The sequence below is a fragment of the Sediminicola sp. 1XM1-17 genome (assembly GCF_037203765.1).
GTDB lineage: Bacteria > Bacteroidota > Bacteroidia > Flavobacteriales > Flavobacteriaceae > Sediminicola.
Genome location: NZ_JBBCAS010000006.1, coordinates 44,337 through 67,956 on the forward strand (window position 1 = coordinate 44,337; position 23,620 = coordinate 67,956).

The following is a 23,620-nucleotide window of genomic DNA, read 5'->3' on the forward strand; positions in this document are numbered from 1 at the left end:
TAGGGTTATCCACAATTGTCTTAAGAAACAGGTTCCGGTGTTTTTGCAAAAGGTTGAAAGGCCTTCAAAGCCTTGTCCACAGATTTTATATTTTCAAATACCAACAATAATCGTAGTCCACTACGGGTCTGTTTTTCCTTGATCTTGCAAAGGTTGGAGTGGGTCTGTACAAATTGCAGCACCCGGGTAAAGGAGGTACTCTGGTAAAAGGCCGACTGTTGGTCGGAAATGAAATACCCGATCATTTTACCTTGTTTTAATACCACTTTTTCCAGACCAATGCTATTGGCAATCCATTTGATCCTCACAGAGTTCAAAAGATCTTCCGCCTCTGTGGGAAGCTCCCCGAAACGGTCTACAAGTTCTGTTTCAAATTTTTGTAAGCCGGCTTCGTCCTTTATTTCGTTCAATTGGGTATAGAGATTCAATCGCTCCGTGACATTATTGATATAATCATCGGGGAATAGCAGTTCAAAATCGGCATCGATCTGGGTGTCCTTCACATACACTTTTTCTTTCTCACTGCCACCGATCTCCTCATACAGATCTTTAAATTCATTTTCCTTGAGCTCTTCAATGGCCTCGTTCAAAATCTTTTGATAGGCATCGAAACCAATATCATTGATAAATCCACTCTGTTCCCCGCCCAAAAGATCTCCGGCACCGCGGATCTCAAGATCTTTCATCGCTATATTGAAACCACTGCCCAGATCAGTGAACTGTTCCAAGGCCTGGATACGCTTACGGGCATCATTGGTCATCACATCATAAGGAGGGGTAATGAAATAACAAAAGGCCTTTTTATTGCTTCGTCCAACCCTACCGCGCATTTGGTGCAGGTCGCTCAAACCAAAATTATTGGCATTGTTGATAAAAATGGTATTGGCATTGGAGACATCCAGGCCACTTTCCACAATGGTCGTGGAAACAAGGACATCAAATTCGTTGTTCATAAAGCCCAACATCAAGGCTTCCAATTTTTTGCCGTCCAATTGTCCATGGCCAACCCCAATTTTGGCATCGGGCACCAGCCTTTGGATCATTCCTGCTACTTCCTTGATATTTTCAATGCGGTTATGGATAAAGAATACCTGTCCCCCTCTTTGAATCTCATAGGTAATGGCATCCCTAATGGTTTCCTCGTTAAAACGGATGACCTCACTTTCAATGGGGTATCTGTTGGGTGGTGCCGTGTTGATGACCGAAAGATCCCTGGCAGCCATCAAACTGAACTGCAAAGTCCTCGGGATGGGCGTTGCGGTAAGCGTTAGCACATCCACATTTTCTTTGATCGACTTCAGTTTGTCCTTTACGGCTACCCCAAATTTTTGCTCCTCATCCACGATCAAAAGTCCCAAATCTTTGAACTGTACCTTTTTGTTCACCAATTGATGGGTCCCAATGATAATATCTACTTTGCCCTGCTCTAACCGTTCCAAGGTGTCCTTCTTCTCCTTGGCGGTACGGAACCTGTTCAGGTATTCCACAGTAACCGGCATGTCTTTTAATCGTTCGTTGAAGGTCTTAAAATGTTGAAACGCCAAAATGGTGGTGGGTACCAAAACGGCCACCTGTTTTCCATTGTCCACGGCCTTGAATGCGGCGCGGATGGCAACTTCTGTCTTTCCAAAACCTACATCCCCACATACCAAACGATCCATAGGGCGTTCACTTTCCATGTCCTTTTTGATATCTTCGGTGGACTTGCTTTGGTCCGGGGTGTCCTCGTAAATAAAAGAGGCTTCCAGTTCATGTTGTAGGTAGCTGTCCGGAGCGTACTGGAACCCTTTTTCCAGCCTTCGTTTTGCATATATTTTAATCAGGTTGAAGGCGATCTGTTTTACCCGTGATTTCGCTTTTTCCTTGACCTTCTTCCAAGCTCCAGATCCCAATTTGTAAATCTTGGGTTCTTTGCCGTCTTTTCCATTGAACTTGGATATTTTATGTAGGGAATGGATGCTTACATACAGGATATCCCTTTCCCCATAGACCAGTTTTATGGCCTCTTGTTTTTTTCCTTCAACATCAATTTTTTGAAGTCCCCCGAACTTGCCGATACCATGGTCTATGTGGGTCACATAATCCCCAATTTCCAATTTGTTGAGGTCCTTTAGGGTGATGGCCTGTTTCTTGGCATAACCATTTTTCAGGTGGAACTTGAGGTAACGCTCAAAAATTTGATGGTCCGTATAGACCACTATTTTTAAATCGTCATCAATAAACCCTTGGTACAACGGAAATACTACGGTCTGGTAATGCACTTGTTGCCCTACCTCATCAAAGATGTCGTGGAATCGCTTGGCCTGTTGTTCCGTGGCACAAAAAATATAATTGTTGTACCCCTTGGCATTGTTATCGTTGAGGTTTTCAATCAACAGATCAAATTTCTTGTTGAAAGAGGGTTGAGGTTTGGTATTGAATACAATGACTTCGGGCTCGGTATTCCTGAGTTGTTTGTTGAATTGGGTACCAACCTCTATCAGACTATAATCTTGTAATTGTTCCTTAAGAAAGGAGGAGCTTACAAACAGTTCCGCAGGTTTTGCATGCTTGATGTCTTCGGACAGGGTTTTAAACGCCTCTTCCGCTTTTGCAAAAAGGGAGTCCATACGGTCGAAGAGCAGGTCCAGATTTTTTGCAAAGACCACCGTATTGCCTGAAATGTACTTCAGGAAACTTTCCCTGGTCTCATCCAAAAATTTATTTTCAACGTTAGGAATAATGGTGATCTTTTTCACCTTGTCCGTGGACAACTGCGTTTCCACATCAAAGGTTCGGATACTGTCCACCTCATCGCCAAAAAATTCTATTCGATAGGGTTCGTCATGGGAAAAAGAGAAGACATCCACAATACCTCCACGGACGGAAAACTCTCCGGGTTCTGTTACAAAATCGACCCTTTTAAACTTGTATTCGAAGAGTACCTCGTTCAGGAAATCCAATGATAGGGTGTCCTCCAGTTTTATTTTTAGGGTGTTCTTGTCCAGTTCCTTTCGGGTAACCACCTTTTCAAAAAGGGCATCGGGATAGGTCACAATAATTGCCGGCTTTTTCCTTGAATTGATACGGTTGAGCACCTCGGCACGCAACAGTACATTGGCATTGTCCGTTTCCTCAATTTGATAGGGCCTTCTATAACTTCCTGGATAGAACAGCACATCTGATTCGCCCACCATTTGCTCGAGGTCATTGAGATGGTAAGCTGCTTCCTCCTTATCGTTGAGGATCAATAAAAATGGGGCTCCTGCCTCTTGGAAGGCTTCCTTGACCGCAAAGGAAAGGGAAGATCCGGTAAGTCCTTTTAACCTGACATGTATTTGGGGAGCGGCAATAGTTTTTCTCAGTTTCTGCAGTTGCAGGGACTGTGAAAAAAGCTGGGGTACAATAGTTTTACTCAAGAGTAAAATTTTTTATGCAAATATAGGCACTCTTGATCTATCATAAAAAGTTTATGTTTTTTGGTGACATTAAAAACAAGAAATGAATCTGTCAAAATCTTCCTTCTGATTGTAAACATTGGGTGACACCCGAATTGCCTTTCCTCGGTACGATACAAATATGTGATGCTCCTGCAGGCGCTGTTTTATTTTTTGCATCTCCCTTTCTTTGGGAAGGTAAACCCCGAATAGATGTTGTCCCCTATAATTATTATCCTCTATAAAGCAACCGATCTCCCTTAATTGTTCAACGGCATGTTCCGATATGCTCTGGCAATAGGCCTGAATTTGTTTTGGTTGCCATTGTATCAGTTGTTCCATTGCATTGATCAGCATGGGCACCAAGACAAAATTGCTAGACTCCCCTACGGAATACCGTCCCGCATGCGGCTGGAATTCGTCATGGTATTGTGTCAGTTGGGTAAAATCCTCACTGTGCAGTTTGTTCATCCAATTGTCTTCCAATGGCCTGCCATCATTAAAAACATCACTATAGTAGGCAACACCCAAGGAATAGGGTCCCATAAGCCATTTGTATCCCCCGCAGATCAAGGCATCGGGCTGCAGTTCCGCTACTGTAAACGGGAGGGCGCCTATGCTTTGGGTACCGTCGATAATCAAGAGTGCACCAACAGCCCGCGTTTTTTCACGGATTGCTCGTAAATCAAATTTTGTGCCGTCAGCCCAATGCACATGGGCCATGGCCACAAGGGATGTCTTACTGGTAATGGCATTTAAGATAGCCTCGTTCCAAATTCTGCCCCTATCCTTAAAATCTCTGGGTGGTTCAACAATTTTCACATGTGCACCGTAATTTTCGGCAAGGCGGCTCCAAGTATATACATTGCTCGGGAATTCCTCCTCTACCAGGATGATTTCATCTCCAGCTTGCAATTGGACATTGTTGGCCACGGTAGCCGTACCATAGGAAACAGAGGGGATAATGGCAATATTTTGATAATTGGGGGCCGCAATAAGTTCTGCGAAACGTTTTTTAAGGACCAATCTTTGGGTGAAAAAATCTTCTGGGGTTATGGAGTAGGGCCGACTCTTGCGTTTTAGATTGGCAATCCCGATTTCCTCCGTGCTTTTTAGTTGGGGCGACATATAGGCACCATTCAGATAGGTGATGCCATCTTCCAGACTAAAAAGGTGTTTTTGGCTTGTGAGCATGTTTATTTCTTTGCCACTAAAATAACCTCATTTTTTGTAATGGCATACACTTCATCTTCCTTGGTAGGTGTTAAAATATGGGTGCCCGTAAATTCCCCAAATGCCGGGAGTACCATTTGCTGTTGCTTTTTAAAAAAACAAGGTAGTTTAAGCAGTTGGCGACCCATTCCTTTCAATTTTATTGCAGGATGGATATGGCCCGAAAAATTAAAATAACCATTTCGTTCCTCAGGATGATGTGTCATTAAAAAAGGAGGAAGGACCAACTCTTGGATGACCAATATTCCTATGTCCTCATATTTTAGGGGAGAAATAATATCATGGTTTCCGGCCACCAAAATAATTTTTGAGGTCTGTTCCGAAATCCAAGATTCGAAGCGGTGCCATTCACTGTTTAGGGAGGAATGGAACAGATCGCCCAGGAAACAGATCGTCCTAGGTTCAAAAACGGAGACGATTTCGGTGAGCAGCTCAAAGTTCTTTTCTATGGCCTGTTGGGGAACGGCGGCTCCGTATTTTCTAAAATGGGAGACCTTTCCCAAATGCACATCACTGATCAATAGCATGCGCTCTTCCTTCCAAAACAGGGCACCTGTACTATGGAGCACAAAATTCTGATCGTTAATTTGTATGGGGTGTGTCATGGATTCAATGGTGGGAGTAAAATTAAGGTTTAATAGTAAAAAAACCACCTCTTTCTTACGATTCCATCTGAATTCATTCTCCTCCTTAGATAGGAGGAGAGCTTCTTCATTTATATTTTTTCCTATTTGTTGCCCTCCTTTAAAGGTGGGGTGCCCGAAGGGCGGGGCGGTCATTTCTTCATGAGCTTTGCCGTCATTTTCTTGATCCGGTCCGCCAATTTTTCACTGGAGAGTTTCTCCCTGAGGCGGTCCGTAATAATAGGGAAGCTGAAGGGGGTAGGTTTTTTGCAGTCTTTCCAAACCACTTGTTGGGTCCCTATGCGTTCCAGTGCCAAGCGCAGTCGGCCTTCCTCCAATTGGTGCTCAAAGGTCTCGGTAAAGGCCTGTTGGAACAGGAGGTTATCGGCCTCATAATCACGGAAAACATCAAACAAAAGTTGGGAGCTGCTCTGCAAATGCTTCATTTTAATTCCCTTATCAGGATATCCGGTGAATACCATCCCACTGATAACGGCTATATCCCTAAATTTTCTACGTGCCATTTCTGTGGCGTTTAAACTTTTTTGAAGATCGTCCAATAGAAATTCGGGACTGAAAAGGTTATTGTCCAGCACCTGCTGCATATCGATCTTTTGATCTGACAATAGTTCAAACCCATAATCATTAAAGGCAATGGAAAAGGTAACCGGAGACAATAGACTGATGCGGTAGGCCAGCAGGCTGCCCATGGCCTCATGGACAAACCTGCCTTCAAAGGGATAGAAAATATGATGGTATCCCTCCCTCGTCTTGAAAGTTTCTATGAGGAACTCATCTGGTTTGGGTACGATGCTCTCCATCCTTTGGCGCTCAAAGATGGACTCCATGGCCCTCATTTCTTTGGAGGTTTCAGAAGGTGGTAAATCGGCAGTGTATAGTTCTTCCCGAAGCAATTCGGACATTTGGGCAGAAAAACTCATCCTGCCGCCCATCCAACTGGGTACCTTGTTGGTTTTTTTGGAGGAATTGCGAACATGAACCTGCATATCCTTGATCCGAATAAACTCCAGGTTCCTACCGGCAAAGGTAAACACGTCGCCTTGGGTGAGTTTGGAGATAAAAAATTCCTCTATGGAACCAATGTAACCTCCTTTTTGATATCGTACCGTTAAATTGGCGTCACCAACGATGGTCCCAATTTGAAAGCGATGACGCATGGCGATCCCCCTGCTGTTCACCTTAAATCTACCATCGTCCTCTATCTCCACCTTCTTGTATTCATCATAGGTTTGCAGGCTCTGACTCCCCAGAACAATAAAGTTCAGCAGCCATTGCCATTGTTCTTTGTTGATGGCCTGAAAACAAAAAGTCTGGCATATTTCCCCATAAATCTGGTCAGGAAAGAAACCATCGGAAACGGCCAAGGTAGTCAGGTATTGCACCAAGACGTCATAACTGTTGAGATAGGGCAATCGATCTTCCACCACTTGGTCCTTGACCGCTCGCTGGAGGGCAGAAGCTTCGATGAGTTCCATGGCGTGGGTTGGGAGGAAATAAATAACGCTTTCCTCGCCCGGTCTGTGGCCGCTGCGCCCGGCACGTTGTAAAAAACGGGCCACACCTTTGGGTCCCCCAATTTGGATCACGGTCTCCACGGGGGCAAAATCTACACCCAGGTCCAGACTGGAAGTGCATACAACGGCCTTAAGACTTTCGTTCCGGATGGCCTGCTCCACCCAGAGTCGGGTTTCTTTATTGATACTGCCATGGTGCATGGCTATTTCCCCGGCATATTCTGGGTGCAATTCCAGAATTTTTTGAAACCAAATTTCACATTGGCTCCTAGTATTGGTGAATAGCAGGGTAGTCTTGCTGGCATTGATAATGGGAACGACTTCCTCCAATAAATGTAGGCCTAAATGGCCCCGCCAAGGAAATGTTTCCATGGTTTTTGGGATGATACTCTTTACCGTTATTTTTTTGTTCAGCTTTGCTTTGATCAAGACCGAGTTTCCCTGAATTGCTTCGTTTGTGCCCAATAGCACTTCTTTGGCCTGTTCCAAATTCCCAATGGTTGCCGAAATGCCCCAAATACGAATGTTTTTGGAGACGGTTCTCAATCGTGAAAGGGCAAGCTCCATTTGAACACCGCGTTTGGTGCCTAAAAGTTCGTGCCATTCATCCACTACGATTGCGGAGCAATTTTTGAACATTTTATCGTAACCTTTTGAGGCCAATAGGAGTTGTAGGCTTTCCGGGGTGGTGATCAGCAGGTCCGGCATGTTTTTTTTCTGTTGGACACGCTCCTTATTTGACGTATCCCCAGAACGGATACCGACAGTAAAATTGGTGCCAAGGTCCTGTGATACCCGTTCGGCAGATTGGAGGATCTCTTGGGAGAGTGCCCTTAATGGGGTAATCCAGATAGCCTTGAGGCCTTTTTTGTGATTTGATCTATAGTCCGGGTTGTTTTTAATGTAGTTCAGGACAATAGGGAACCATAGGGCGTAGGTTTTTCCGCTGCCCGTGGGAGCATTCAGTAGGCCGTGTTTTCCCTGTAGAAAGGCTTTCCAGGTATCCTTTTGAAATTTAAAGGGGGTCCAGCCTTGCTGTGAAAACCATTCTTCGGCGATATGGTAAAGCTCATTTCTGTTCATTCTCCTGTATTGGGCCTGGAATTAATGCCTTTAGATCTTCGAGGGTATTGGCCTCTTCTATTTTTTTATCGGTGCGCCATCGCAAAATACGGGGGAATCTGGTGGCGACTCCACTCTTGTGTCTTTTGGAGGCGGCAATTCCTTCAAATGCAATTTCAAAAACGTGATGTGGGGTAACGCTGCGCACGGGTCCAAAACGCTCCAATGTATTTTTTTTGATCCATGCATCCACCTTTCTAAATTCGGCATCGGTGAGTCCGGAGTAGGCCTTGGCAAAAGTGACCAGTTCCATTTCGTTATTTTCGTTTTCGTCCCAAAGGGCAAAGGTATAATCGGTAAAAAGGTTGCTGCGCCTTCCATGGCCGCGCATCGCATAGGTAAGTACGGCATCAATGGTGAGTGGATCCACTTTCCATTTCCACCAATCGCCTTTTTTCCTTCCCACCAGATAGGGCGAACCTTTCTTTTTGAGCATTAACCCTTCACTTCTTACCTCCCTGGAGCGTTCCCGCTCTTGGCCCACTTCTGCCCAATGGGAGAATTGCATGGTCTCTGATAAATGTAAGGGTAGGTCTTGGTTTGTATCAAAGGCGCCTACCAAGGATTCCAAAACTTCCCTTCTTTCCTCAAAAGGCCGTTTCCTGATATCTTTTCCCTTCCATTCCAAGATATCGTACACTTTTAGAATGACAGGTGTTTTTTTTAACAAGGCCTTGGATACCGACTTTCTGCCTATTCTGGTCTGTAGGTCGTTAAAAGTTCCAATTTCCCCTTTCGGGAAAGGGAGTATTTCCCCGTCCAAAACAGTGCCATTGGGAATTTCCCCAATAAAGGAACGGAACTCTGGATATTTATCGGTCACCAGTTCTTCCCCTCGGCTCCACACGAACAATTCATCATTTCTAAGGATGACTTGTGATCGGATCCCGTCCCATTTATGTTCCATGAGCCAATCGTTAACATCGCCCAAGTTTTCAACGGCATCCTCCAGGGCATACGCCAAATAAAAGGGGAAGGGTTTGGATAGGTAATCACTCTTGTTCTCTTCCAGAACCAGTTTTTGAAAGGTTATGGTATTGGGGTCCCAATTGCCCATCAGTTTGTAGGCCAGGATGTCCTCGTCCAATTCCGTGGCTTTGGCCAGGGCCTTGGTCATCAACTTTTGACTCACCCCAATCCGGAAACCACCGGTGATCAATTTGGTGAAGACAAAACGTTCATAATAGTCCATCGTCCGCCAATTCTGGAAGAGGTAGGACTTTTTTTCTTCTTCGGATTTCGGTTTTAGGGCGATCATTTCCTCCAGAAACTGGGTCAGACTCTTGTCTGTTTGGGCCGTTGCGGATGGAATGACCAAGGCGATGGTTTCTGCCAGGTCCCCCACGATATGGTAACTTTCTTCGAACAACCATAAGGGGATATTGGACAGTTCAGAGGCCCATTGACGCAGTAAGGTGGTATTCACTGGCCTTGGGGGACGACGGTGGGAGAGTATGGCTATGGTCCAGACCTTGTCCTTATCATCAGCTTCCTTAAAATACGTTGTCAATGCCGCTACCTTGAGGGTGGTCTTATTGGTGCTGTCCAATGTTTTTATGAGTTGGGCGAATTTTTTCATACGTAAATTACTGGTCTATACGTTGGATTTTCTCCTTGGGTCCTTTCGCATTTTCTTGCTCTGTCTCCTGGGAATTTAATTCTGATAGCTCGCCCTCATACTGTGTTTCCTCCGTGCGTGCATCATAGCCCAACTCCCTTAGGTATCTTGAAAACAGATCGGTATACCCATGGGTGCATATGATTTTTTCTGCCCCGGTGGCCTTTATGCTGTCCAATAACTGTTGAAAATCGCAATGGTCGCTCAGTACAAATCCCTTATCTATGGCCCTTCTTCTTCGGGCACCCCTAAATGCCATCCATCCACTGGCAGAACCCGTTACAAAAGGAACCATTTTTCTGATCCAGGGGCTACCATGTGCACTGGGCGGGGCCAAGACTATATTTCCAAGAAGGTCCTCTTTTTTGGTCTCTCTGGTGATCAGGGTGGTCGGAGGGAACTGTACCAGAGGCCTAAGTACTTCCGTCATGTTTTCGATCGCGGCATGGGTGTATATCTTTCCAATATCCGTGTCCAAATACTTCAGCAATCGCTGTGCCTTACCAAGGCTGTACCCAAATAAAACGGACGTTTTTCCTTCATTTTTGTTGGTTTCCCACCAATTGTTGATCTCATGGAATACTTCCTGTTGGGGGGTCCATTTAAAAGCGGGGAGGCCAAAAGTGCATTCTGTTATGAATGTGTGGCATTTTACGGGCTCAAAAGGGGTAGAGATACCATCGTCCTCAGTTTTATAGTCACCGGTAAAAACCCATATTTCCCCTTGGTGTTCCACGCGGATTTGGGAAGATCCTATAATATGACCAGCCGGATGCAGACTGAACTTTACATTGTTGATGGTGAATGTTTCTCCCCAAGCCTTGCCGGTTACGGTAATATCTCCCAATCGGTGCTTTATTATGGGCACATTATGGTGGTGTGTGATGTATTTTTTATGGCCATATCGGCTGTGATCCGCATGTCCATGGGATATAATGGCATGGTCCACGGGTTTCCAAGGATCAAGGTAAACTTTGGCTACACTGCAATAAATGCCCTTACCCGTAAATTGAAGAAGCGGTTTTTTCATAGCATGGGAAAGTTACGAATTTCTTTTCTTTTCACAGATGGAAATATGTGTGCCCTTCTGCCATTATTAGGGCCCTATATTCAGGATTATACTGTGGAAATGTTAAAATAATTGTCCTTTTTTAAACCAATGATTTTTAAAAAAATATATCTTTGTTCCTACTAAAATAAGTGAAGTATGTCTTTTGTAGATTTGTATGATAATAGTGAACACCGGAAGAATGTGGCCCATTTTGCAGCACTCGCCTCTTTGGCGGCTGTGGACGGGGAGGTAAATCCTGAAGAGGTTGAACTATTGAACCGTTTTGCCCAGAAATTGGACATTACTGAAATGGAATATAAGGAGGTGATGATGAAGCCTACCAAATACCCTATCGATCCACCAACTTCATCCGAAAGACGATTGGAGCGCTTGTTCGATCTTTTTAGAATAATTTTTGTGGATCATATGATCGATGAAGATGAGCGGGCCTTGATCAAGAAATATGCCATAGGCCTTGGATATTCTAACGATGCAGCCAATAAGATTATCAGCAGATCTATAGATATCTTCGGAGGTAATATTGCTTTTGAGGATTATGTATATCTAGTAAAGAAGTAGCAAAAATCATGTATATAAAAAAGGGGGCTGTGGCCCCCTTTTTTTATTGCTTTTGTGCCATGAATTCTTCGGCTTTTTCCACCATTTTACGGCTTCCACAGAAAAAGGGCACCCTTTCGTGCAGTTCCTTGGGCTGTATGTCCATGATGCGCCTATATCCATCACTGGCCTTGCCATTGGCCTGCTCCGCCAAATAGGCCATTGGATTGCACTCATAAAGCAAACGAAGTTTCCCGTTCTGTGCCACACTACTCTTGGGATACATATAGATGCCACCTTTGATCATGTTTCTGTGAAAATCAGATACCAAGGAGCCAATATATCTTGAGGTATAAGGTCTGTCCTCTTCTTCTTTCTGACAGTATTTGATATAGTCTTTTACCCCTTGTGGGAAATGGATATAATTCCCTTCATTGACGGAATAGATTTTTCCTGTTTCAGGGAACTCCATGTTGGGATGCGACAAGTAGAAAGTTCCAATAGCCGGGTTTAAGGTAAAGCCGTTTACGCCATTGCCCGTGGTATATACAAGCATGGTAGAGGTCCCGTATACAATATATCCTGCGGCCACTTGGTTTCTCCCCGGCTGCAGGAAATCATCTAGGGTCACGGGGGTCCCCACGGGTGTAATCCTGCGGTAGATGGAAAAAATGGTCCCTACAGATACGTTTACATCAATATTGGAGGAGCCGTCCAAAGGGTCAATAAGGACAACATATTTATTTTGGTTTTGTTTGTCGTTGCTGTTAACACTGATAAAGTCATCTTCTTCCTCGGAGGCAATCCCGCAGACAATCTCCCTGTTTTTTAAGGCCTGTATAAACTTTTCGTTGGCCAGGACATCCAGTTTCTGCTGGTCTTCACCTTGGATATTGGTGTCCCCCGCAGCACCCAAAATATCAATAAGTCCCGCTTTGTTAACCTCGTGGTTTACTACTTTAGCGGCTAGGCGGATGGCATTTATGAGTTTGGAAAGTTCGCCTGAGGAGTATTGAAAGGCTGATTGATGTTCTATTATAAATTCCCCAAGGGTCTTATTCTTTTTATCCATGTATAAACGTTGTGTTATTTGAGCACAAATATCGAACATTTTGTGAAACTACAACGATTTCGCTAATGTTTAGTTTTTTAAATTTATAACTTTGTGTTTTATTTGTAACAATTATGGGAGACTTCACAATTAGGGACGCACAGGCAAAGGATATGGACCAGGTTTGGCAACTGATCCATGAGCTGGCCGTATTTGAAAAAGAAGACAATGCCGTTGAGGTCACTGTGGAAGACTTGGTCAGGGACGGTTTTGGTGAAAAAAGGTTGTTCCATTGTTTTGTGGCGGAGTCCAACGGAAAAATTGAGGGAATGGCACTTGTATATCCAAGGTATTCCACTTGGAAAGGACCAACCGTACATTTGGAGGATCTTATTGTGACGGAAAAAATGAGAGGTAGTGGATTAGGGACAGCTCTTTTGGACAGGGTAGTTACCTATGGTGCACAATTAGGTGTAAAGCGGATCAACTGGGAAGTCCTGGATTGGAATGAGCCGGCCATCAACTTTTACGAAGCCAAGGGTGCCAATGTGATGAGGGATTGGGATGTAGTGCACTTAAACGAACAAGGAATACAGAATTACCTAAATAATATTAAGTAGTACAATTACGGGGTATTAAAATTGAAAAAGTAGATTATGAGAATTTTCAAATTTGGAGGAGCATCGGTAAAGGATGCAGATGGTGTAAAAAATGTTGTTAATGTACTGAAAGAGGTGGGTCATGAAAACACCTTGTTGGTCGTGTCGGCAATGGGCAAGACCACTAATGCCATGGAAGATGTGGTCAATGCCTATTTTAAGGACAAGGCTTCTTTGTCCGCTGCAGTCCACGAAGTGGTGAAGTACCATAACGATATATTGATGGATTTGTTTGAAAATGAAAAGCATCCTATCTATGGAAGGGTGAAGGCGCTCTTTGAAGAGGTGCAGGGTTTTCTGGCCTGGAACAAATCCCCTAAATACAGTTTTGTTTACGATCAGGTTGTTGGCTATGGCGAATTGGTTTCCAGTGTCATATTGAGTGCCTATTTCAATGAGGTGGGTATTACCAATAATTGGCTGGACGTAAGGGAGTTTATTAAGACCGATGACAATTACAGGGATGCCAACATCAATTGGGAAGATACCCAGAAAAGGGTAACGGAAGGTATTGATAGATCCAAGCTGAATATTACCCAAGGGTTTCTTGGAAGCGATGAAAATAATTTTACCACCACCTTAGGTAGGGAGGGATCCGACTATACGGCAGCTATTTTGGCATACTGCATCAATGCCACGGATGTGACCATTTGGAAAGACGTTCCTGGGGTACTCAATGCTGATCCACGTTATTTTGAGAATGCCCGTCTGTTGAACAACATCTCCTACAGGGAAGCTATAGAACTTGCCTTTTACGGAGCTTCGGTCATTCACCCAAAGACCTTGCAACCGCTGCAAAGAAAAGAAATTCCCTTGCATGTTAAATCATTCATAAAGCCAAAGGATAAGGGTACAACTGTTGGTAAAGGGGTAGGCATAGAGCCAGAAGTCCCTTGTTTTATTGTCAAGAAAAACCAAGTATTGATGAAACTTTCATCCTTGGATTTTTCCTTCATTGTTGAGGACAGTATCAGTGAGCTTTTTAAATTATTGCACGACCACAGAATGAAGGTGGACCTGATACAAAACTCGGCCATTAGTTTTTCGGTCTGTGTGGACAATAAGTTTGGAAAACTACAGGACCTATTGGACCTGTTAAAAAGTAGGTTCAAGGTTGTATATCACGAAGATGTCTCCTTGTACACTATAAGACATTTTGATGCAGAATCCATTGCATCCCTACAAAATGGCAAGGAAATCTTGCTGGAACAAAGAGGGAAAGAGACGGTTCAATTGGTCGTAAAATAAGGGGGGAATACAAGCGCTTGCCGATTTTGTAAGGCGTTTCAACTTGGTTTTTCCTATATTTACAGTGACCAATATTTAAATGAACTATGGGCCTTGTAACCGCGAAGGAAGTAGCGAAAGCTATTCGTATTGATAAGTATGGCGTTTTGGGTACATTTATGGGGTGGTTCCTCATGAAGGTAACCAGATTATCCAGTATCAATAAATTTTATAAAGACCATCAACATTTAGAGGGAACTGCTTTTCTGGATGCCATTTTGGAGCATTACCAGATCAAATTTGAGATCCCTGAAGAAGATTTTAAACGGTTGCCCAAAGAGGGGGCATATATTACCATTAGTAACCATCCATTGGGGGGTATAGACGGGGTGCTTTTATTAAAATTATTATTGCAACACCGTCAGGATTTTAAGATCATTGCCAATTTCCTATTGTACCGCATAGCACCAATGGCGCCCTATATCATGCCTGTCAATCCTTTTGAAAACCATAAGGACGCAAAAAGTAGTATTGCAGGCTTTAAAAGTGCCATGGGCCATTTACGGGATGGCCACCCTTTGGGAATATTCCCAGCTGGGGAAGTATCTACGTATAGGGACGGCAAGTTGATCGTGGACAAACCTTGGGAGGAAGCGGCCCTAAAGCTTATCAGAAAAGCAGAAGTACCCGTTGTTCCCATATATTTCCACGCCAAGAACAGTAGAATGTTCTACCACCTTTCCAAAATCAGCGATATTTTTAGAACCGCCAAATTACCTTCGGAAGTGACCACGCAAAGGAACAGGGTCATTAAGGTAAGGATAGGTCACCCTATTTCTGTCTCAACACAAAATGAGCAGGACACCCTGGAGGAATTCACGGATCTTTTGAGGAGGAAGACCTATATATTGTCCAATGCCTACGAGAGGGAAAGTCTTTTGGGGAAGGTCCCTACCACCCTGAAGATTCCAAAGGCCCCCAAGAAGATTGCCACCGCCGTACGTACTGAGATCATTCAAGAGGAAATTGAGCGCCTAAGGGAAAAGGACTGCAGATTGTTGCAGAGCAAGAATTACGAGGTATTTCTGGCCACGGCCAAGGACATGCCCTTTATATTACAAGAGATTGGAAGGCAAAGGGAAGTTACTTTTAGAGCAATAGGGGAGGGTACCAATAAATCTATCGATCTGGATAGTTTTGATGAATATTACCACCATCTGTTTTTATGGGATGATGAGGATAAGGCCATTGTTGGAGCCTATAGGATGGGAATGGGCTCTGAAATTTTTGATAAATACGGTATTGATGGCTTTTATTTACAGGATCTGTTCCGATTGGAACCTGAACTGTACGAGATGATGCGCCAGTCCATTGAAATGGGCCGCGCCTACATTGTCAAGGAGTATCAGCAAAAACCCATGCCACTTTTCCTGCTGTGGAAAGGAATTGTGCATACCACCCTGCGATATCCAGAACACAAATACCTTATTGGAGGGGTAAGCATCAGCAACCAGTTCTCAAACTTTTCAAAATCCCTGATGATCGAGTTTATGAAATCGAACTACTGGGATCCTTATGTGGCCCAGTATATTAGACCTAAAAAGGATTTTAAGGTTAAGCTGAACGATGCCGACAAGGAATTCGTATTCGATGAAACCCAAGCGGATCTGAACAAGTTCGACCGATTGATTGATGAGGTAGAACCAGGAGCACTGCGTTTACCGGTATTGATCAAAAAATATATCAAGCAGAATGCGAAAGTAGTTGCCTTTAATGTTGATCCCCTGTTCAATAATTCTGTGGATGGGTTGATGTACATCAAAATTGCCGATTTACCGGAGAGTACGGTTAAACCGGTCATGGAGGAATTTCAGGCAGAATTGGAACGGAAGTTGGCAGAAGCGCAACAAAATGAAAACGGTGATATATCAATGGATTAGCTCAACTGGGAACATCACCAAGAACAACACCAAGGTCCAAGTTTTAACTTGGACCTTGGTGTTATATACCTACAGTGGTACTACGGCGTTCAAACAGAACATTGTCCTTCCAGATCCCATGAAGTTGGGCAACACGTTCCCGGTGTCCTATTCTTCTGAATCCCATTTTTTCATGGAGAAGGATGCTCCCTTTGTTTTCTGGAAAAATCCCTGATTGCAGGGTCCAGTAACCTTCTTTTTCACTTTCCTGGATAAGTCGCTGAAGTAATAGTTTGCCAACGCCCAAACCTCTGCTCTTTGCGCCTACATAAACACTTACCTCCGCCACTCCGCCATATACGCAACGGCCCGATACAGGGGAAAGTGCTGCCCACCCCACTATTTGATGGTCTTGTAAGGCGACCAATCGGCATTGGACCAGATGGTTGCCGTCCCAATGTGCATAGGTGGGCACCTTTGTTTCGAAGGTGGCAAAACCTGTCGCCATGCCCTCGGCATAAATGGCAGCAACCTGCTCCCAGTCTGCTGCGATCATTGTCCTGATCTCCATAATATAAAGATTAGCAGCAACCGCTCCCTGGGGCACATGCATTGGTAGCATTTGCCTCTACGGATATTTCCGGAACGCCACAGGTCTCTTTCGCCTTACAGTCGGTCTTCTCAACACCCAAACGAAGCAAGAGGGTATCCCCTTGGGTTTCATGGTCGTTCACAAATAATTGTGCGGTGTGGAAGTCGGGGTTACTGTATTCAAACTTAACTTCTGCATCCTTTACCATGGGCTTTATTCGGTCTACCTTGGAAAGAATGCCCATCGCTTTGTAGGCCGACATATAATCGCGCTTGTCCTTTTCGGATGGACTCTCCCAAAGTTGTATGATGGTTTCTTTCCAGTAATCGGTTCCGGCGCCACAATCGACCGAATCAATGGTCATATTTTTTACCTCTGTGATATGGTAATTGGCACCTACATGCTTACCGGGCTTGTATTCAAATACAAGGCTCTTGTTCGGGTTTTCTTTTAGGAGTGATAAAAATTCTGAAGTCTTCATAGTTTTTAGGATTATGATATTAACAGCAGTTCGCCTGCGTAGTGTTGAAAAATTTGTTCAGTTGTGATTGGATTTGTTTCCATTTGATTACATCGAGGCAATAGCACACCGTCTTGCCATCAATTTCCCCCTTAAGAAGCCCTATACTCTTGAGCTCTTTCAAATGTTGGGATATGGTGGGTTGTGCCAGTCCAATTTCCGCTACAATGTCATTGCATATACAAGATTGTTGTTGGCTGATATATTCAATGATTGCAATACGGGCAGGATTGGACAATACCTTAAAGATCGAGGCAAGCTCATTCTGTTCCGAAGTGAAAATCTGTGTCTTGGTAGTGCCCATGTAATATTTATATATTGCAATATTACGATAATAAATCGAATAAAAAAAAGTCAAGCTGTAGTGACTTGACTCTCCTATGTCTAGAACCAGGGTTTACGTCCTACTTGATAGGTGTTGTAAAAATCCGCATCTGATTTTGTCAGGTAGATAATCCCTTCAATAAGGCCAATTGCCCAAGTGGCAACCAATATAAAGCTACCAAAGAAAAAACATGTTGTTGCGTATCCAATAATTGAAATAACTAAAAGTGTTATCCCTTCTTTTTGATAACCCAGTATAAATTTGTGGATTCCAAGATGACCAAAAATAATAGCTAATATCCCGGCTAGTATTTTTTTATTGTCGCCACCAGCACTTTTAAAACCGTCAGAAAATTCTTGGGCTGTTTTTTTGGCTTCTTCCTTAAATTCATGCGCAGTATCTTTGGCCTCTTCCTTAAAATCCTTGGCGGATTTTTTGGCTTCTTCAAAAGTCTCTTTGGCACCTTCCTTAAATTCTTTGGCTGTTTCTTTTGTCTCCTGCTTTAAATCTGCTGCTTTCTTTTTGGAGTCGTCCATGGTTTTCTTGGACCCGGTCTTCGCCTTGGTGGCCTTATTTGCTGCTTTGGCTCCTGCGGCTTTGGTAGTTTTCTTGGCAGCGTCCGCTGCTTCCTGGGTTTTGCTCTTGGCTTTTGTCACCTTCTTTTTGGCGGTCTCACCAGTTTTTTTTGCGGCCTTTTTTGCTCCCTCCAAGGAGTCTTTGGCCTTATCGCCTAAATCTTTGTTTTCTTCTGCCATGGTTGCTTATTGATGGTTAATAGGTCTCCTAAAAGTAGTAATTATTTCATTATCAAAGAAATGCTTTGTCAATGGGTTCCCATAGTTCCAATTTGTTGCCTTCCGGATCCAGTATCCACCCAAATTTACCATACTCGTATTCCTGTATTTCTCCTACGACGGTAACCCCTTCCTTCTTCAAGACTTCCAGTAATTCTACCAAATTTTCCACCCTGAAATTCATCATAAATTGCTTTTGACTGGGCTCGAAATAGGTGGTATCCTCGTTCATGGGACTCCATTGTGTGGAACAGTCGTTCCCTTCTTTGTCCTTCCACCAAAAAGTGCAACCGTATTGGTCAGTGTTTAGGCCTAAATGGGTATTGTACCATTGTTTGGTACTATTTGGATCTTTGGATTTGAAGAAAAAGCCTCCCAGGCCCGTTACTCTTTTTTTCATGTGTGTCGATTTAGATTAGTTTGTCTTTTTGATATAATTGTACACCTAGGGAAACCATATTATTTAATTCATGAACCATAGCCTGGTCCATCTTTTTGAAGTGAAAGCAACTTTTTCCCTTAAGGCATTTTTGCATGGCCTGCGACAGCGGTTCAAATTGCTTGGGATGTGTATATATTGGAAAAAAATAGAAGCGTATGTCCTTGGGCTTGGGTACTACACTGGCAAAATAAAATCCGTCTACTTTTTGTCTCCCTTGCATGGCGGGTATAGTTCCGCAAACCTCAAATTCCTCAGGGGTATCCTTGCGTACCCTTAATGGCGGAATGTGCGATTTTAGAAGGCGGTGGAGTTTTTTTTGAATTTCAATCAGTTCCATGGCATGGGTTCAATGGCTTTTTATTGTTGTAGGGATGCTATGAGCTTTTCATTGAGCCGCACATAATCCATATTTTCCCCTATTCGTGCCAGTTCCATGGATTTCTTGGCCGTAGCAAGTGCTCGCTTTATGTCCCCGTTTTTGGCCTGTATTTTGGCCTTTAAATGGAATTCCCAATACTTTTGCTCTCCACTTCCTGTAATGGCTTTGTCTATCCATTGCAGGGCCAGTTCTGGGTCACGGTCCGTATCATAATAGTAAGAGGCACCATAATAATAGCTAACGGGATTTTCAGGTGTCCCATCCATCAATTTGGCCTTGATTTCTTTCATGACCTTACCGTCCACATCGGATTCAATGCTGAACATGGCTTTGGTGTGTTCCCATTTCAGATTCAGGTTGGCCGAATTGCTGGTGAAGTCCGAAAAGCTTATGGTAAAGGTTTCATAGTGGCTACTGGGATGTTTTACCGGGACATCAAACCGCAATTGGTCTTCTTTGGGATCATAGCCCAAGGCTCCCCACCAGCTGAGGTTCTTACTTAATATTATGGTGGCTGTTTCTTCTGTAAATATGGTGTAAAGGGCATATTCCCCTGCAGGAACGGCATTGCCATTGAGTTTTACATCTTCACTGAAACTTATTTTGGTGGATGCATTGGCCCCTGTGCGCCATACCTCATGGTAAGGGATAAGGTTACCCGCCACCTTTCTTCCCTTGGCGCTAGGTCTTGAATAGACCACCTTCACCTCAGAAAAACCTACCGGTCCTTTTATCTCAAAGGTCGGACTGGGGGCGGGCATCGCAATTTGTCCATTTGTGCCGAGATGCCAGAAAGATAGTAGGACTAAAAGTACAACACTTTTTATTTTGTTGAAGTTGCAGATTGGTAGTTTCATTTCCTTGGTTTTGGGTTATTTCGTATTAAAATTACACGAAATTTTCTGAACCAAGGAATGGGTCTAGCTAAATTGTTTTTTTACCTTATCCACGATGGTTTGTGCAAGCTTCTCTTTACTTTCCACGGTCCAACCGGCCACATGGGGGCTAAGCAGTACATTGTCTGCCTTAATGAGATATTCGAAGGCTGCGGGCATTTCTTTGGTAAAGAGTTGCTCAAATGAGGATTTCTCATATTCCAGGACATCCAGTCCGGCTCCAAGAATTTTACCCGATTCCAGAGCGGCCACCAAATCCTGGGTCACCACGCTTTTTCCCCTGGCGGTATTCAAAAACCAAAAAGGTCTCTTGAACCCATGGATAAATTCCGAATTGATCATGCCCACCGTCAATGGTGTTTGTGGAGTGTGAAGACTGATGATATCGGCCCGTTGTCTCAATTCCATGATGCCCACCTGTCTGGCATTTTTATCGCCCACGCCACCCTGAATGTCATAACAGATGACCTCTACATCAAAACCGGCCAGTTTTTTGGCAAAGGCCTTCCCCATATTTCCATAGCCAATGATCCCCACGGTCTTGCCATCGAGTTCCAATCCGCGGTTGCCTTCACGGTCCCAAATACCGTTTCTGACCTCCCTATCTGCCTTGTTCAGTTTATTGAAAAGGGCCAATAGCATGCCCAAGGTGTGCTCTCCTACGGCATTTCGGTTCCCCTCGGGGGCCGAAGCCAGAAATATGCCCCTGTATTTGGCATATTCCACATCGATGTTCTCTAGGCCGGCTCCGACGCGACCGATGAATTTTAGGTTGGTGGCCTTATCCAGAAAGGCCTCGTCAATGGTGAACCTGCTGCGTATTATGATGCCCTCATAGGATGCTATTTTTTTTTCGATCTCCTCTTTACTGGAGGTAAAGTCAAACTCGTTCGTATGGCCCAAGGCTTCCAGGCCTTCTGCCAGTATATTGTGGTTGCTGTCTAAATGTAGAACTTTCATAGATGGTTTTAAATCTTTGGATAATTGGTTTGCGTTTTTTCGTGCGTTACATTGCCGGTATGTTGGGTGTCGGTTTTCTCAAATAGAAGTACATGTACCTCCTCATTGTCCTTGGTCTTGGGATTGTGTTCTACCCCCTTGGGCACAACAATGATTTCCCCTTCCCGGACCACCTCTGTCCTGTCCCTAAACTGCATATACAAGGTGCCCTTAAGGACATGGAAGAGCTCATCTTCCTTTTCATGGGCATGCCAGACAAACTCGCCCTGCAATTTGGCCAAAAGCACTTGCATATCATCTACAACGGCAATCTGATGTGGATGCCATTGTTTTGTGAATTCTGCGTGTTTTTTTAGAAGGTTGATCGGTTTCATTGTTGTTCTATTGATGACTCTAGGTCATGATCGCACTAGGGATTGAGAGCAGCTACCGTGTAGTGCAAAAAGCCCGGCACCAACATGGTTGGTGAAGTGCCCTAAAAATTTAAAATTACCTTGGCAATGGAAAAATAGATGAGTATCCCCAGTACATCGTTGCTAGTGGTGATAAAAGGTCCCGTGGCAATGGCCGGGTCTATTCCCCTTTTGTTCAGGAATATGGGGATGAAAGTCCCTATCAGGGCCGCATTTACGATGACCGTGACCAGGGCAATGCCTACTGTAAAAGAAACCAAATAGGAGGTGTTGAACCCAAAGTGGCTGATCAACAAAAATATGAATGCCAGGGCTAGGCCATTGACCAGTCCCAATATCAATTCTTTTAACAACCGCCCCCAGATTTCTCCTTTGATTGAATCATTGGCAAGCCCTTGAACGACGATGGCGGAGGATTGCACCCCCACATTCCCAGCAGTGGCCTGCATGAGTGGGATAAAAGCCAATAAAATGGGGAATTTTATAAATGCACCTTGAAATACGTTGATGATACTCGCTGCCCCTATACCTCCCATCATTCCGATGAACAGCCACGGCAAACGCGCTTTGGTGAGTTCCCAAATACTGTCATCTGCCTCTACATCCTGGGAGATACCTGCCGCCATTTGGTAATCCTTTTCGGCCTCTTCCTTGATAACGTCTACAATATCATCGATGGTGATCCTTCCTACAAGACGTCCTATTTCGTCAACCACGGGAATGGCCTCCAAATCGTATTTGGACATGATCTTGGCCACCTCTTCGGGGTCTTCGTTGACGTTTACATAATCTACCTTGGGAATATAAATATCCTTGATATGCGTTTTGGTGGAAGTGGTCAAAAGATCCTTGAGGGAAAGTCTACCTTTTAGCTTTTCATCATCATCCACCACATAAATGGAATGTACCCTGGTGACATTTTCTGCTTGGGCCCGCATTTCCTTAACGCAGGTAAGCACGTTCCAGTTTTCGTTTACTTTCACGAGCTCCTTCGCCATGAGTCCACCGGCAGAATTCTCGTCATAGCGCAACAAGTCCACAATATCCTTGGCGTGTTCCTTGTCCTCCAGCTCGGAAATGACCTTTTGGACCATTTCCTTGGGTAGCTCACCAACAATATCGGCAGCATCATCCGTATCCAGTTCATTGAGCTCCTCTGCAATTTCCTTGGCGGACAGATTGCCCAAAATGGCCTCTCGGATGTCCTCATCCAATTCGGTCAGAATATCCGAGGTCTTATCGCTATCCAGTAATTTTATCAGGTAGGTAGCCTCATCATCGTTAAGCTCATTGATGATCTCCGCAATATCCGCATAGTGGATATCGTCCAAAATGGACAAAAGCTCTGTCTCTTTTTGGTCTTCTATCAGCTGTTCAATTTCAGCGATAAGGTCATCTGTTAGCTTAAATGGTATCATCCTCTATCTTCTTTGTCAGCGCAATAAAGTCCGTCACAGACAACTGTTCCGGTCTTTTGTCAAATATAGCATCTTCTTTTAGATTATCGGATAGCTCAAAGGTTTTTAAACTGTTGCGCAGGGTCTTTCTGCGTTGGTTGAAGGCTGTTTTTACGACTTTGTAAAATAGCTTTTCATCACACGAGAGGGATAGGTCTTTTTTACGGGTCAGCCTGAGTACGCCTGATTGTACCTTTGGTGGGGGATCGAACACCTGTGGGTGCACGGTAAATAGATATTCCGCATCATAGTAAGCTTGGGCCAAAACGGAAAGAATACCATAGGCCTTGCTCCCTTCCTTTTCGCAGATACGCTGTGCCACCTCTTTTTGGAACATTCCAGTAAATTCAGGAATCTGTTCCTTCATTTCCAACATCTTGAAAACGATCTGGGTGGATATGTTATAGGGAAAATTACCGGTGATTGCGAATTGTTCCTCTCCAAAAATTGTAGAGAGGTCATACTTTAAAAAATCTGCCTCCAATACCTTGAAACTGTGTTCGCGCTGCATCAACTTATGGTGTTCCAGCGGAAAACTGTGGTTGAGGTAAATGATGGATTCCTCATCGAGGTCCATGGCCACAAGGTCTATATCTTTCTGCAGGAGGTATTTGGTGAGTACCCCGGTGCCCGGTCCTATTTCAATGACGTTTTTGTACCCCTCCAACGAAAGGGTGTCCGCAATATCCTGGGCTATTTTTTCATCCTTTAGGAAATGCTGGCCGAGGTGTTTTTTTGCTTTTACAGGGCCCTTGTCCTGATGGGACGCCTTTTTGTGGTTGGTAAAGTTAGGACTGTATTTTTTTCCTTTTTTTTTGGACATGGAGCAG

General features: G+C 44.1%; 22 protein-coding genes. 4 read left to right on the forward strand and 18 right to left on the reverse strand.

Going from position 1 to position 23,620, the window contains the following annotated elements:
- Positions 1 to 20: 20 nt before the first annotated feature.
- The 6 genes from mfd to WAA86_RS10180 all read right to left on the reverse strand — a co-directional run bounded on the left by mfd (position 21) and on the right by WAA86_RS10180 (position 10,577).
- On the reverse strand, positions 21 to 3,398 hold the full coding sequence (gene mfd / locus WAA86_RS10155; protein ID WP_337300892.1) for a transcription-repair coupling factor: 3,378 nt from the start codon (positions 3,396 to 3,398) through the stop codon (positions 21 to 23).
- A gap of 69 nt (positions 3,399 to 3,467) precedes the next feature.
- The gene (locus tag WAA86_RS10160; RefSeq protein WP_337300893.1) at positions 3,468 to 4,610 is read right to left on the reverse strand and encodes an aminotransferase class V-fold PLP-dependent enzyme; all 1,143 of its coding nucleotides are present in this window, start codon (positions 4,608 to 4,610) and stop codon (positions 3,468 to 3,470) included.
- Between the two features lie 2 nt (positions 4,611 to 4,612).
- Positions 4,613 to 5,428 carry a ligase-associated DNA damage response endonuclease PdeM gene (gene pdeM / locus WAA86_RS10165; RefSeq protein ID WP_337300894.1) on the reverse strand — a complete coding sequence of 272 codons (816 nt, stop codon included), beginning with the start codon at positions 5,426 to 5,428 and terminating at the stop codon, positions 4,613 to 4,615.
- Positions 5,425 to 7,890 carry a ligase-associated DNA damage response DEXH box helicase gene (locus WAA86_RS10170; RefSeq protein ID WP_337300895.1) on the reverse strand — a complete coding sequence of 822 codons (2,466 nt, stop codon included), beginning with the start codon at positions 7,888 to 7,890 and terminating at the stop codon, positions 5,425 to 5,427. Before WAA86_RS10170 ends, pdeM begins: the two co-directional genes overlap by 4 nt.
- Positions 7,877 to 9,508, reverse strand: a complete 1,632-nt coding sequence (locus WAA86_RS10175) for an ATP-dependent DNA ligase (protein WP_337300896.1) — start codon at positions 9,506 to 9,508, stop codon at positions 7,877 to 7,879. The genes WAA86_RS10170 and WAA86_RS10175 overlap by 14 nt, the downstream gene beginning before the upstream one ends.
- Positions 9,509 to 9,515: 7 nt before the next feature.
- Positions 9,516 to 10,577 carry a ligase-associated DNA damage response exonuclease gene (locus WAA86_RS10180; RefSeq protein WP_337300897.1) on the reverse strand — a complete coding sequence of 354 codons (1,062 nt, stop codon included), beginning with the start codon at positions 10,575 to 10,577 and terminating at the stop codon, positions 9,516 to 9,518.
- A gap of 177 nt (positions 10,578 to 10,754) precedes the next feature.
- Between WAA86_RS10180 and WAA86_RS10185 the strand changes: the two genes are divergently transcribed.
- Entirely contained in the window at positions 10,755 to 11,177 is a 423-nt protein-coding gene (locus WAA86_RS10185) for a tellurite resistance TerB family protein (RefSeq protein ID WP_337300898.1), read from the forward strand.
- 43 nt (positions 11,178 to 11,220) lie between these two features.
- Here WAA86_RS10185 and fbp read toward each other — a convergent pair whose 3' ends face one another.
- The gene (gene fbp, locus WAA86_RS10190; protein ID WP_337300899.1) at positions 11,221 to 12,228 is read right to left on the reverse strand and encodes a class 1 fructose-bisphosphatase; all 1,008 of its coding nucleotides are present in this window, start codon (positions 12,226 to 12,228) and stop codon (positions 11,221 to 11,223) included.
- 113 nt (positions 12,229 to 12,341) lie between these two features.
- On the opposite strand from fbp, the gene WAA86_RS10195 reads away from it, so the two are divergent.
- From WAA86_RS10195 to WAA86_RS10205, 3 genes are all read left to right on the forward strand, one after another.
- Positions 12,342 to 12,827, forward strand: coding sequence for a GNAT family N-acetyltransferase (locus tag WAA86_RS10195; protein ID WP_337300900.1), 486 nt, complete (start codon positions 12,342 to 12,344; stop codon positions 12,825 to 12,827).
- Between the two features lie 36 nt (positions 12,828 to 12,863).
- Positions 12,864 to 14,114 carry an aspartate kinase gene (locus WAA86_RS10200; protein WP_337300901.1) on the forward strand — a complete coding sequence of 417 codons (1,251 nt, stop codon included), beginning with the start codon at positions 12,864 to 12,866 and terminating at the stop codon, positions 14,112 to 14,114.
- Positions 14,115 to 14,200: 86 nt separating this feature from the next.
- On the forward strand, positions 14,201 to 16,033 hold the full coding sequence (locus WAA86_RS10205; protein ID WP_337300902.1) for a lysophospholipid acyltransferase family protein: 1,833 nt from the start codon (positions 14,201 to 14,203) through the stop codon (positions 16,031 to 16,033).
- A 61-nt stretch (positions 16,034 to 16,094) separates the two neighbouring features.
- Here the strand turns inward: WAA86_RS10205 and WAA86_RS10210 are convergent, their stop codons facing one another.
- The 11 genes from WAA86_RS10210 to rsmA form a co-directional block, all read right to left on the reverse strand.
- Positions 16,095 to 16,583 (reverse strand): GNAT family N-acetyltransferase, encoded by a 489-nt coding sequence (locus WAA86_RS10210; protein ID WP_337300903.1) that lies wholly within the window; start codon positions 16,581 to 16,583, stop codon positions 16,095 to 16,097.
- A gap of 10 nt (positions 16,584 to 16,593) precedes the next feature.
- Positions 16,594 to 17,085, reverse strand: coding sequence for a DUF6428 family protein (locus tag WAA86_RS10215; protein WP_337300904.1), 492 nt, complete (start codon positions 17,083 to 17,085; stop codon positions 16,594 to 16,596).
- 19 nt (positions 17,086 to 17,104) lie between these two features.
- Complete coding sequence (locus WAA86_RS10220; protein WP_337300905.1) at positions 17,105 to 17,428, reverse strand: ArsR/SmtB family transcription factor; 324 nt, start codon at positions 17,426 to 17,428, stop codon at positions 17,105 to 17,107.
- Between the two features lie 80 nt (positions 17,429 to 17,508).
- Positions 17,509 to 17,985, reverse strand: a complete 477-nt coding sequence (locus WAA86_RS10225) for an NINE protein (RefSeq protein ID WP_443217585.1) — start codon at positions 17,983 to 17,985, stop codon at positions 17,509 to 17,511.
- Positions 17,986 to 18,256: 271 nt separating this feature from the next.
- Positions 18,257 to 18,643 (reverse strand): VOC family protein, encoded by a 387-nt coding sequence (locus tag WAA86_RS10230; protein ID WP_337300907.1) that lies wholly within the window; start codon positions 18,641 to 18,643, stop codon positions 18,257 to 18,259.
- A 10-nt stretch (positions 18,644 to 18,653) separates the two neighbouring features.
- Positions 18,654 to 19,022 (reverse strand): hypothetical protein, encoded by a 369-nt coding sequence (locus WAA86_RS10235; RefSeq protein ID WP_337300908.1) that lies wholly within the window; start codon positions 19,020 to 19,022, stop codon positions 18,654 to 18,656.
- Between the two features lie 20 nt (positions 19,023 to 19,042).
- Entirely contained in the window at positions 19,043 to 19,921 is an 879-nt protein-coding gene (locus tag WAA86_RS10240; protein ID WP_337300909.1) for a DUF2911 domain-containing protein, read from the reverse strand.
- 63 nt (positions 19,922 to 19,984) lie between these two features.
- Positions 19,985 to 20,920: a 2-hydroxyacid dehydrogenase gene (locus tag WAA86_RS10245; protein WP_337300910.1), complete on the reverse strand. Its 936-nt coding sequence runs from the start codon at positions 20,918 to 20,920 to the stop codon at positions 19,985 to 19,987.
- Positions 20,921 to 20,928: 8 nt separating this feature from the next.
- Positions 20,929 to 21,294: a cupin domain-containing protein gene (locus tag WAA86_RS10250; protein ID WP_337300911.1), complete on the reverse strand. Its 366-nt coding sequence runs from the start codon at positions 21,292 to 21,294 to the stop codon at positions 20,929 to 20,931.
- A 101-nt stretch (positions 21,295 to 21,395) separates the two neighbouring features.
- Positions 21,396 to 22,751, reverse strand: a complete 1,356-nt coding sequence (mgtE, locus tag WAA86_RS10255) for a magnesium transporter (protein WP_337300912.1) — start codon at positions 22,749 to 22,751, stop codon at positions 21,396 to 21,398.
- Positions 22,738 to 23,613, reverse strand: a complete 876-nt coding sequence (rsmA, locus tag WAA86_RS10260) for a 16S rRNA (adenine(1518)-N(6)/adenine(1519)-N(6))-dimethyltransferase RsmA (RefSeq protein ID WP_337300913.1) — start codon at positions 23,611 to 23,613, stop codon at positions 22,738 to 22,740. Before rsmA ends, mgtE begins: the two co-directional genes overlap by 14 nt.
- Positions 23,614 to 23,620: the final 7 nt, after the last annotated feature.